General features: G+C 49.4%; 10 protein-coding genes. 6 read left to right on the top strand and 4 right to left on the bottom strand.

Features of this window, described 5'->3' with window-relative positions; all coding sequences use genetic code 11:
* Positions 1-34 precede the first annotated feature (34 nt).
* Entirely contained in the window at positions 35-781 is a 747-nt protein-coding gene (pgeF, locus tag Q0K92_RS10080; protein ID WP_297325676.1) for a peptidoglycan editing factor PgeF, read from the bottom strand.
* Between the two features lie 254 nt (positions 782-1,035).
* Here pgeF and Q0K92_RS10085 point away from each other — a divergent pair, with 254 nt between their 5' ends.
* The 5 genes from Q0K92_RS10085 (at position 1,036) to Q0K92_RS10105 (ending at position 6,732) form a co-directional block, all read left to right on the top strand.
* Positions 1,036-2,196 carry an ankyrin repeat domain-containing protein gene (locus Q0K92_RS10085; protein WP_297325677.1) on the top strand — a complete coding sequence of 387 codons (1,161 nt, stop codon included), beginning with the start codon at positions 1,036-1,038 and terminating at the stop codon, positions 2,194-2,196.
* A 16-nt stretch (positions 2,197-2,212) separates the two neighbouring features.
* A complete protein-coding gene (locus Q0K92_RS10090) occupies positions 2,213-2,965 on the top strand; it encodes a glycerophosphodiester phosphodiesterase (RefSeq protein WP_297325678.1) in 753 nt (250 codons plus the stop codon).
* A complete protein-coding gene (locus tag Q0K92_RS10095; protein WP_297325679.1) occupies positions 2,962-4,551 on the top strand; it encodes a glycerol-3-phosphate dehydrogenase/oxidase in 1,590 nt (529 codons plus the stop codon). Before Q0K92_RS10090 ends, Q0K92_RS10095 begins: the two co-directional genes overlap by 4 nt.
* Positions 4,536-5,942 carry an FGGY family carbohydrate kinase gene (locus Q0K92_RS10100; protein WP_297325680.1) on the top strand — a complete coding sequence of 469 codons (1,407 nt, stop codon included), beginning with the start codon at positions 4,536-4,538 and terminating at the stop codon, positions 5,940-5,942. The genes Q0K92_RS10095 and Q0K92_RS10100 overlap by 16 nt, the downstream gene beginning before the upstream one ends.
* 196 nt (positions 5,943-6,138) lie before the next feature.
* Positions 6,139-6,732, top strand: coding sequence for a protoglobin domain-containing protein (locus Q0K92_RS10105; RefSeq protein ID WP_297325681.1), 594 nt, complete (start codon positions 6,139-6,141; stop codon positions 6,730-6,732).
* A 735-nt stretch (positions 6,733-7,467) separates the two neighbouring features.
* Here the strand turns inward: Q0K92_RS10105 and Q0K92_RS10110 are convergent.
* From Q0K92_RS10110 to Q0K92_RS10120, 3 genes are read right to left on the bottom strand one after another with little or no spacing between them, the layout of a single operon-like run.
* Entirely contained in the window at positions 7,468-8,577 is a 1,110-nt protein-coding gene (locus Q0K92_RS10110) for a carotenoid 1,2-hydratase (protein WP_366084288.1), read from the bottom strand.
* Positions 8,577-11,126 (bottom strand): ABC transporter permease, encoded by a 2,550-nt coding sequence (locus tag Q0K92_RS10115; protein ID WP_297325682.1) that lies wholly within the window; start codon positions 11,124-11,126, stop codon positions 8,577-8,579. Before Q0K92_RS10115 ends, Q0K92_RS10110 begins: the two co-directional genes overlap by 1 nt.
* A gap of 3 nt (positions 11,127-11,129) precedes the next feature.
* Positions 11,130-11,792: an ABC transporter ATP-binding protein gene (locus Q0K92_RS10120; RefSeq protein ID WP_297325683.1), complete on the bottom strand. Its 663-nt coding sequence runs from the start codon at positions 11,790-11,792 to the stop codon at positions 11,130-11,132.
* A 156-nt stretch (positions 11,793-11,948) separates the two neighbouring features.
* On the opposite strand from Q0K92_RS10120, the gene Q0K92_RS10125 reads away from it, so the two are divergent.
* Positions 11,949-12,230, top strand: a complete 282-nt coding sequence (locus Q0K92_RS10125; protein ID WP_110339724.1) for a peptidylprolyl isomerase — start codon at positions 11,949-11,951, stop codon at positions 12,228-12,230.
* Positions 12,231-12,241 lie beyond the last annotated feature (11 nt).

Below are 12,241 nucleotides of genomic sequence, written 5' to 3' on the forward strand. Positions count from 1 at the left end.
TCAGGGCAATTGATGAGCAGTTAACGGCGGACATTTAATCAAGCCAGATTAATGCAGCCATGCGCCCGGTCTCGCCATCGCGGCGGTAGGAAAAAAAACGCGCAGGATCGCTGAATGTACACACACCTCCGCCATAAATCCTGGTAATGCCATTATTCACCAATCGCTGGCGCGCCAACAGAAAAATATCTGCCAGCCATTTTTTTCCATGACTGCCATCCTTTGACGCAAAAGCTTGTGCCGCCTGGGTGTCATACTGCATGAAAGCCTCGTAGACATCTGCACCGACTTCAAAATGATTAGCACCAATCGCCGGCCCCAACCACGCCAGCAGTTGGCCGTGATCGACTTGCATTGCCGCAATGGATTGCTCGATGATTCCCCCCGCCAGCCCGCGCCAACCCGCATGCACGATACCTACGGTGGTACCGGCTGCATCACACAGGAACACCGGCAAACAATCGGCAACCATGACAGCACAAACAGTACCTTGCTTGCGGCTGAGAACCGCATCACCCTCCGGCGTTGTTGTTGTCGTGTCATCAATCCAGATCGGTAACGTACCATGCACCTGTTTCAACCACTTGGGTTCCGCCGGCAAGTAACGGCGCAATAACGCCCGGTTATGCGTCACATCCGTCAAATCATCGTTGACATGCGCCCCCAGATTCAAGGAAGCATAAGCGCCATTGGCACCACCGCTCACGCCGCCATTGCGGGTGGTAAACAACGCTTTGACGTTGCGCGGTGCCGGCCAATCAGGAATTATCCAATCATGCATAAATACTCAACATTCATAATGAATAAATTTTCAGAACACCAAGGAACATCACTTAAAAATTTTGTGATTGCTCATTTGCAAAAACTAACACGTTTACCCTCTGCAACCAATTAAATTTAAGAACAGATATTTCTAGGTTAAAATATTAACGGTAAAAACTAACAATCTATGGTCAGTGCATGATGTATTGATCAGTGAATTCCTGAAATAAACCCCGATAATCAATCATAGTAAGTCCGATATAGGTGTAATAGATGAATTATATAAAAAACATAGCTAAGTGTACGCGCAACTTCTTTATTTTCTCAGTCATCGCGACCATGCTGTCAGTCCCTGTTGCCAATGCCGCCACCGAAGACGAAACCGAATTTCTTAAAGCTGCTTTTTCCGCAAAAACAGAAACGATCAAACAATTGTTGGAAAAAGGTATCAACGTCAATTATCAGAATGATATGGGGTTTAGCGCACTGATCGTCGCTTCGCAATATGGCCACGCCGATATCGTTGATCTGTTGCTGGCAAAGAATGCCGATGTGAACCTGAAAAACGCCGGCGGTGCCACGGCACTGATTATCGCTGCAAAAAATGGCCACACCGAGGTTGTCAATGCGTTATTGGCTAAAGGTGCTCAAGTTGATGTGCAGACAACGGATGGTATTACTGCGCTAATGCTGGCGATACAAAAAGGACACGAAGCGATTGTTGATGCGCTATTAGCAAAAGGTGCAGACATTCACCTGAAGACCAAGGAAAAAGTAACCGCCCTGATGATTGCGGCGTTGGAAGGCCGAACAAGCATAGTCGATAAGTTACTGGAAAAAGGCGCAAAAATTGATGAGCAGGCTTCCGACAACACCACAGCACTCTATATGGCCGCACGCAACGGACACACCGCAATCGTCGAAACATTATTAGCCAGGAATGCCCCCATTGATTTGCTGGCTGCCAACGATACCACGGCGCTGTATATCGCCGCCCAGGATGGACATATCGACGTTGTCAACGCATTATTGGCAAAGGGCGCCAAGGTTGATTTGAAAGATAAAAATGACGCAACAGCGCTGACACTTGCGGCGTTGATCGGCAACACCGAAATAGTCAAGACATTGCTCAAGCACGGCGCACAAGTCGATCATAAAGCTGCCAATGGCTTCACGCCACTCATCCTGGCTGCGCAAAACGGTCATACACCGGTTATCGAGATATTGCTGGAGCATGGCGCCAAAATCGATCTGCAAAACGATGACGGCGTAACCGCGCTGATGTGGGCTGCCTTACATGATCATATCGATGCAGTGAAAGTATTGCTGGCAAAAGGCGCCAATTCGAAAATCAAGAGCCAAACAGGGAAAATCGCTGCTGAAATTACCCGGGATGCGGCTATCATTGAATTGCTGCAAGCCGCTGCGCAGTAACTAACATACCAGCAAAATGCCAAAACACAGCCATCATCATCCTGACAATTGCCTGGTGTTTGCACACCGCGGTGCCAATACGGAAGCGCTGGAAAACACCCGAAGCGCTTTTGATAAAGCATTGGGTTATGCCATCGATGGCATTGAAACCGACGTGCAGCTAAGCCGGGATGAAGTTGCTGTACTTTGGCATGATCGCTTTCTCAATAAAATTGGACTGAACGATAAGCGCATTGACGATTTTGATTATCACCAGCTCCAAGCACTGATCAATCCAAAATCAGCAAGCGAAGGTATTATGACGCTGCAGGATTTTCTGACTGCCTATCGCAAACGCTGTCGTTTATTGATTGAAGTCAAGAATCGTGACTGGGAACCGGTTTCCCGTCACGAGTTAAAAATCCGCCAGACATTGGATCTGATCGGCCAGAATCCCGAGCAACGCATCATTGTTTCTTCGTTCAATCTTGCCAGCCTGGTGTATGCGCATCAATACAAACCGGCATTTCCGCTGGTTTACAACTTTGAAACCCATCAAACCATCGCGGATGCACGCCAACTATTAAACACGCATGCTTTTCTTCATGGGCTTTGCCTGCCGATTGAGAATCTGGATCGCAGCATGGTCGATGTGTTGCGTGATCATGGCAAGTGTGTCGCCGTTTATACCTGCAATAGCGATACCGAAATCAATAAAGCACTGCAATTAGGCGTTGATATTCTCATCAGTGACTTGCCCCATAAAGCGCTGATGCTGCGCGATCAATGAAAAAAGATTTCGCAGCATTACACAATCAACCTTTCGATCTTCTGGTTTGCGGCGGCGGCATCTATGGCGCATGGACTGCATACGATGCCGCACTGCGCGGCCTCAAAGTAGCCATTATTGAGCAAAGTGACTGGGCCAGCGCCACCTCGTCCGCATCCAGTAAATTAATCCACGGCGGTTTGCGTTACCTGGAGACCTATGATTTCAAACTGGTCAGCAAGTCGCTCAAAGAACGCACCATGTTGTTACACACAGCGCCTCACCGCGTGTGGCCGCTACGTTTCGGCGTTCCCGTCTACGCGCAGCGGCGCATGAACCGGCTGCAACTGAAATTAGGCTTAACGTTATACGATTTCCTGGCCAGCGATACCAATCCGCAAATGCGCCACCATTATTTCAATCCACAGCAATTCACCGCGCACTTTTCTTTCTTCAATCCACATGCACTCAAAGGCGGTTTTACCTACGCCGACGCGCAAACCGACGATGCGCGGTTGGTATTGGAGCTGATCGCGGGGGCACTGGATGCCGGTGCGAGCTGCATCAATTACTGCAAACTGATTCAATTGCTGGAAACCAATGGGAAAGCGGATGGCGCAATCATCCGGGATCAACTCACCCAAACCGAACAAAAAATCAGCGCCAAACAAATTGTGTTCACAACCGGTCAGTGGTTGTCAAAAGAAACACAAAGCCAGGCATGGTGCCGTCTCGCCAAGGGAATTCATCTGGTAATGCCTGCCGTGTTGAACGACGAGGCGCTGCTGCTGACAGCCCGGTCGGATGGCCGGGTATTTTTCATGATCCCCTGGTATGGCTTGACGCTGCTGGGCACAACGGATACCGATTTCACAGGCAATGTGGAACACGTCGCTGCCGATGACAGCGATATTGCTTATTTGCTTGCAGCCGCCAATGATTATCTGAAAACCCCCTGGACAAAAAACGACATCATCGGTTGTTTTGCCGGGGTGCGCGTTTTTAAACAACCGTCTCAAACCGTTTCGTCTGATTCACCTTCAGCGATCAGCCGCGACTGGGAATTAAAATCCGCTCCCAACGGTGTGCATTATGCGATTGGTGGAAAAATAACCTCATCGCGTCAGGATGCTGCTCGTATCGTCGACACGGTGTGCGCGCAACTCGGCATTTCCTCATCCTGCGCGACCCAGGGTAGATTGTTTCCATGGGCGCCACAGGAAAATTTCCCGGCATGGTCTGCCCGCATGCAGAGCCGGGCAAGGCAATTGGGTATTGATGCAGAAAGTGCGCGATGGCTGTTACATCGCCACGGCACACGCATCGATGAAATTTTTCGCAGTATCGAAACGGATGCGGATCGGGCGCAACGAATCATTCCATCGCTGCCGTTTATTGATGCCGACCTGATGCACTGCGCCGCGACCGAAATGGTCATTCATCTGGACGATTTGTTGCGCCGCCGCCTGCCATTACTCATTCTGGCCAGACTGACAAAAAGCCAGTTGGCACAAATCGCCCGGCGCGTCGCCAGTATTATGCAGTGGGATGATGTACGCTTGCACCAGGAAGTTGAACACTGCTGCAAGCAATGGATCACACAGTGATTTCGGCCATCGCCCTCGACCTAGGCACCACATCCATTAAAGCCGCTTTAATGGATCACCAAGGAAATCTGCAACACATTGTCACTCAACCTGCACCTGCCATCAACAGCCACGATGGGCGTTATGAAAGCAGCGCACTGGACTATGCCGAAGTTGCCGAACAAGTGCTTACAGCATGCGCGGCACAAACCGGCGACAAGCCACCTTTGGGATTGTGCAGTCAGCGCTCATCTTTTCTGATCTGGGATAAAGCCAGCGGCAATCCGATAACGCCGCTGATCTCGTGGCAGGATGACCGGGGATCCAGTTGTTGCAATCGCCTGCATGCATCGACAGACACCATCCACAAACTGACCGGGCTGCGGCTGACCGCCTATTACTTTGCGCCCAAACTCAATGTCTTGCTGCAAGAGAATCCGGCATGGCGTGAGAAACTCGTTCATGGCGAATGGCTGGCAGGTACGCTGGATACTTTTCTGATCTGGCGCTGGACGCATGGCCAATATTTTCTCACCGACACTTCCATGGCCGCGCGCACCTTGCTGATGGATATCCACCAGCAACAATGGTCAGACACATTATGCAGATTATTCGATATTCCGCACCCGATTTTAGCGCACATCAAACCCTCGATCGGACTGAACGTGCCATTACCGGACATCGGATTGACCTTGCAGGCCAGCGTCGGCGATCAATCAGCCGCCCTGATCGCCAGCCTGACCGATAGCCAAACCACGGCTTTGGTTAATCTCGGTACAGGCGGTTTTGTGATCCGTTCCCTTGCCCAAGATGCATGCGCATTAGATGGTTATCTACAAACACTGGTTTATCAAAATGACAACCAGCAAGCGCAATTTGCCGTTGAAGGCACGCTCAATTCCATCGCTGCCGCGCTGGCGCCTTATCCGGTGCAGGATTGTTGCAGCGAAGATTTGGCAAAACACGATATTTTTTGCCTGGCGGAACCCAGCGGATTAGGCGCACCCTATTTTCGCAAGGATTGGGGCATTTATTTCTCCCAATCAGTTGCAGATTTAAACACGCAGCAAATCACCGCATTAATGCTTGAAGCCATTGTTTTCCGGGTTGCACGCATCCTGGAAGATTTTCACCGCCAAGCGCCGCTGACCGAAGCTTATCTATCCGGCGGCTTATCCGAATTGCCCTGCCTGCAACACGGCATCGCCCAGTGCGTGCCTTTCCCGGTTTTTCACTTAAAACAAAAGGAAACCAGCCTGCAAGGCGCCGCCCTACTGGCTTGCAGGCTTAAAATAGCAGGCCGCCGCGACGCCAAGCAAATTGTCATTGAACGCAGAAACAGCGCATTATCAGAGAAATATCAACATTGGAAAAACTGGCTGGATGAGCGATTGCGCGCAGACAAAGACTGAATCAGTACCCAAAAGTAGCTCGCACACATTATCAATCCTGTAGAATCCGCCATGCAAATATTCAACAGGATCATTTTCCTATATAATTTGACCGGAATTCATTGCATAACCGCATGATATTTAATGTATAGTGTAACAGCAAATACTGTTACGGCTGTTACCTATGATGATTAACATTTCTCAATAAGGAAACTCTATGGCAACTACAAATATACCTGGCTACACTTACGGCAGTCCTGAACTCAAAAAATCTCCCGTGTCCCTGGATGATTTTGCCAAGCTGAAACAAGCCAGCCTGTTTGGCGATGATGATGTGCGCTACTTGAAAATGTCGCATGACATACTCAGAGACCAAACTGAGCAGATTCTGGATGTATGGTATGGCTTTGTCGGTTCGACACCTTTCCTGTTGCATTATTTCACCAACGCAGCGGATGGTCAGCCTAACATGGATTATCTGGGCGGGGTGCGTAAACGCTTTGGTCAATGGATTCTGGATACTGCAAAAGCTGAGTATGATCAGAATTGGCTCAATTATCAGTACGAAATCGGATTGCGTCATCATAGTTCCAAGAAAAACCGTACAGATAATGTAAAAGCAGTGCCGATTATCCACCTGCATTACATTTTTGCACTCCTCATTCCCATTACAACAACGCTTCGCCCATTCCTGGAAAAAGGCGGTCACTCACGTGATGATGTCGATCGTATGCAAGATGCCTGGCGCAAATCTGTGCTGATGCAGGTCATCCTGTGGTCACAACCTTATATTAAAGACGGAGAGTTCTAAGAAACCGTGGAGAGTGACATTTGTACCTCTCCACTAAAAATTATGTAGAAGTTTTATACTACAAAGATAAATGCCCATTTATCGGAATAATCCAATAAATGGGCATTTATACTTCTAAACTTATTTGCTTGATTCCGCCACTATGAAGTCACTCACAGTGAGTGATGGAATAAGTTTTGATACAGCTTAGATAATCATCTAGTAACTTACAAAACTTAAACCACAACGGACATCAATAAAAATTGATCAGTCTAGAATACGCCGTAAACAACTGCGCCAATAACGATAAACACTGCAGTTGAAATGAAGAACAATCTCAGAACTTGTGCATCTGTTTCTCTTCTATTAACTTCGCTCATATCTTATCTCCTTATTGAATGGATTTCTCTAATTAATACTCACTTACTTAACTAAAGCCGATAACATCGACCCCCCTACTTTCACAATCACAAGCTTTTGTGATCATGTAACTTTCTCTATTCCCTTTTTTATTCTTGATCACCAACCTAAGGAACTGAGTATATTACTTATTTTGCAATAATCATACTACTCCGATCATTCTGCCTGTAAATTCTAACCCACATTTACCAACAATGAAAGTATTGAAATTAGGTATGCGCTACATTTACCGAAAAACTCACCAGACTCAGCAGCCTATTTTTGCGCTTTAAATGCATGCAGACTCGGCTTATTCTACAATCCCTGGAATTCTCTAATTGTTAATTGGAATCACATTCACAGTGTTAAAGGCTTGACATAACCGGTTAACTCAAGATATCCCTTACCGGCCGGTTTATTATCTTTAGTCAGCGTCACCGCACCTTCCCAATAAACTGCACCGGCTGATTGACGTGAATCCAGTTCCTGATCGTCCAGCAGTGGCGTCAGCTGCCATTCAATTTCACCGGTACGGATACGCATGGCCACAGGATAAATCGCATCGGTATGCGGCGATTGCCAAGTACGTACGGGGGTAAATTCCACCTGCTCCGGTTTGAAAAATGTAACATCGCCCGATGCATCACGAAGTGCGGCATAGGACCAGACTTTGCCACCGTTCTTACCACGTATCTGAAAAGCCATCAGCGCTGAGCCATCATCCAGATTGGCGCCCACCCAATCCCAGCCATCCGCGTCAGAATCCAGATAGGCTGTCGACCATTCATGATCAAGCCAGGCACGGCCGCTGACAGTAACCGGTTGGTTATGACGAAAAACCGTACCGGTTACGCTTAAATGCGGTTCACTGTAGTAATAACTCGCTTGCTCGGGTTTCGGGCCTTTGCGGGAAAAACCATTTTCGCCCTGTAACAGTGGCATTTGCGTCGGCGATAACGATAATTGCAAGCCAAAATCACCGGCCTGCATATCCACCTGATAGCGCCCATCTTCCTCACGCACCAGCGTCCAATTATCCAGTTTCACATCCGTGTTGCCTTGCTTGGCATAAGCCAGATCAAAACCTTCACGTGCAGTCTTTTCGGCATGCATCAGCTTGCCCACGGCAGGATCCGATAATGCCAAATGCGCAATGATTAAATATTTCGCGGCAAAACGGCTTGGGTTATCCTCATTATGGCCCGTTGCATAACGGAAGAATGTCACCTGAAAACCCAGTGGCTTGTTATCCTCAGTCTCCAGCCAGCCGGTGATATACCACCATTCAATGCGAAAATCCTGGTGCGCGCCATAATCATGCGGGAAAGTCAGCTTATGATCAGGCACAACCGGCATCCACCGGGAAGATTCAGCAAAAATATTGGTGATCAGTAAACTTACAATCAGCATGATCGTTCTGGCAAAACCAACAAAAAGACGTTTGCCGTTATTGTTAACGCTCAACATTACCAATCCTCCCGCACAGCACGTATGACATGACCGGAAACTGCCTGGCGCCCGGCCAGCAATGCCGTCAATGCCGCTGAAACCAGCATAATCACGGCGACCAGCGTCAACCAACTCCATGGCAAATGCAATTGCATGGTCCAATGAAAAGATTGCGGATTGACGATAAAAACCAGAATCAAACTGATACCCCACCCCAATACAAAACCCAGCGCGATCCCAAGTACAGTCAACAATCCGCCTTCAGCGGCCAGTATCGTAAGAATCTGCCGACGCATAACACCAATATGCCGCAACATGCCAAACTCTTTGGCACGCGCCAGCGTTTGCGCTGAGAAACTGGCCGCCACGCCCAGCAATCCAATGACGACCGCCACCAGTTCCAGTAAATAAGTCACCGCAAAACTCCGGTCAAAGATTTCCAGACTTAATGCGCGCATATCACCGGATCGGGATATCTCCAGCGCAGCGCCAAACGGCAGTTGCCGCAATTTCGCGATGGCTGCATCCAAATTTATTCCAGTTTGCAGCCACAAAGCAACCGTATTGACGCTCACATCCCCCGTTAATGCCTGATAATCGGCCAACTGCATTTGGATAGCACCAAATTGGCGGCCATAATCACGCCACACGCCGACAACCAGAAATTCATTGGACGTTGCGCCAATCGGCAAAATCACTTTTTCACCCACCCGGTAACCATACAAATCAACCATCGCTTCCGACACCCAGACAGGCATCACACCGTCAGGCCATGATGCAGGTGCCATCATGGCATCCGTCATCGGTAACGTATTACGTGCATCTGATCGGTCAACAGGGCGGGCGATCAAGGTGATTTCCGGCCGATTGGCATCCAGCATCAATTGCTGTGTACGAAAAAAATCCACACGATCAAAATCGGGCAGCGCAGCAACCGCCTGCTGCACATCAGGTTGGAAACCACCCTGATCTCCGGTCGAAGCGGCGCGCACATATAAATCAGCCGGCAAAACACGCCCCAGCCAATCATCGACTGATACGCGAAAACTCGTCACCATGATAGCCATAGCAACCATCAGACTGAAACTGGCCAATATGCCGCCCAGTGCGACAGCAGCCTGATTGGGCGCATTCGCCAGGCGCGCCAACACCAAAGTAAAAACAGCGCCGATCCGGCCGGAATGCCATCGGGCCTGCAACGCTGAAAAAAACCATGCGGCAAAACGCGGCATCAATGCAATACCGCCAATCAACAGCAATGCAACGGCCAGATAACCAAATATCGGCAGTTCAAAAATGGGAGGAAGCTGGGTAAACAATGCCGCGATCGACAAACAAATCACCGCAAACCAAGGTGGTGACAACTTTGCCATGGCCGTATCTTCACTGCCGGATCTTAGCGCCAGCGCAGGCTTGGCGCGCGCTGCCTCCAATGCCGGCGCAATGCTCCCTAACAAAGTCACGCCGAGCCCCACCAGAAAAAATGTCAACGCAGCCAGCGAATCAAAATAAATACTTGGTTGGACACCTGGGAAAAAACTGCTGCCCAAATCCCCGCCCAGAAGCTGAATTGCCAGCGCCGCAACCGCATATCCCAAACCCAGCCCCAGCAGCGAACCGATCACCCCCAGAATCGCTCCTTCAGTAAGGATTTGTCGCAGCAATTGTTGCCGTGTAAAGCCCAACACGCGCAATAACGCAAATTGCTGGCGCCGCCGGATAACAGAGAGTGCCTGCGTGGAAAACACCAAAAAAACACCGGTAAACAGCGCTACCAGCGCCAACATGTTCAGGTTGACCCGGTAGGCGCGCGACATATTGGCAACTCGCGTTTCCTGATCCGCCAATTCAGCAACCACATACGACTCACCCAATTCTTTAGCCAGCCTTGCTTTAAAGGCTGCATGATTGACGCCATCCTGCAGTTTCAACTCGATCCGCGACAATACACCCAGCTGCTGAAAGCGCCACTGCGCCGCACCGATATCCATCACCGCAATGCGCTGCCCTGCCCGCGCCCGCACCAAACCGCCTGCCACGCGCAATGTGACGGTTTGCAATCCTGCATGCACTTGCAGTGAATCGCCTTGTTTAACCTGTAACCATTCCATCGCGGCCGGCGATAGGAAAATAGTATCGCTCGCCAGACGATCCAGCGTTTCTCCTTCCGCAGGCAACCCCAGCAAATCAGGTGAAATCTGCGTTGCACGGAACATATCAATGCCGATAATTTTTAGTTTCTGGTCATTTCTGTTGTGCTGTTTTCCCGGTATTGCAACATCCAATTCCAGCACCGGATTCACCAATGCGACACCTGCGGTGTTAGCCAGCAGCGGATAAAGTGATTCATCAAACATTGCCTTCCGACCGCGCACCTGCAAATCCGCTTGCCCGGAAAGGCTTTTGCTGGCGGCGGAAAATTCATTGAAAGCCGCAGTATTAATCAGATGGATTGAAAACCCCATCGCAATACCGATGGCGATGGCGATGAGCGCCACGATCACTTGTACCAGATGCGCACGCCATTCACCGAATAGCAGCCAGCGGGATAACGATGCCGTATTCATTGACTACGCGCCCTCTGATTCCACAGGATGCAAACCATCCTTGGTCAAATTCAAAATCATGTCGGCCGTCGCAGCAGCTGCATGCGAGTGCGTTACGATAATGCCCGTCGCGCCATTGGCTTTGATTTCCGCACGCATTAACTGGAGAATCTCGTGCGCCGTATCCGGATCGAGATTGCCTGTCGGCTCATCCGCCAAAACCAGTTTAGGCCGGTGTATCAACGCCCGCGCAATCGCAACACGCTGCAATTCGCCACCGGACAGTTGACGCGGAAAATGATGCCCGCGATCGCGCAGTCCCACATTGGCCAACATTTGTTCAACACGATCCAGCGGCACTCCATTCAGCAATAAAGGCAAGGCGATATTCTGGCTCAATGTCAGGTGCGGCAATACATGAAACGCCTGAAAGATGAAACCGAACTGTTCGCGCCGCAGTCGCGTAGCTGCATCGTCATCCAGTGACGAAATAGCAGCGCCGTTGATGCGAATTTCACCGGAATCCGGCGTGTCCAGCCCCGCAATCAAATTCAACAAAGTCGACTTGCCCACACCCGACTCACCCATGATGGCAACGTACTCACCCGCTTTCAGCGTATAGCTTAAATTGGTCAGCACCTTGCGCCCTTCGGCATAAGCTTTATTGATATTGCATAACTCAAGCATTTGCATTGACACCACTGAATATCTTCATTAAACCCTCTATCACTTGGATGGCTATAAAACCAGAACAATGCTTTAATAAGCACACTCATTTGTGCTTAAATGTACCACGTAACAAAAATTAATTTAGGGTACTTCTAACAATACAGGAGAAATCTTATGGCACGAGCCAGCGCACGTCATATCTTGGTAAAAACCGAAGAGCAATGTAACAATCTGAAAGCTGAAATAGAAAATGGCGCCGAATTCAGTCAATTGGCGCAACAACATTCACTCTGCCCATCCGGCAAACAAGGCGGCGACCTGGGTGAGTTTGGTCGCGGGCAAATGGTGAAGGAATTTGATACCGTGGTATTCAGCGCGCCTGTCGGCGAGGTGCAAGGTCCGGTTAAAACACAGTTTGGTTATCATTTGGTGGAAGTGACCAAGCGCAGCGATTAACTATTTTAATC

Origin of the sequence: Nitrosomonas sp., from assembly GCF_024282095.1 — a bacterium.
Lineage (GTDB): Bacteria > Pseudomonadota > Gammaproteobacteria > Burkholderiales > Nitrosomonadaceae > Nitrosomonas.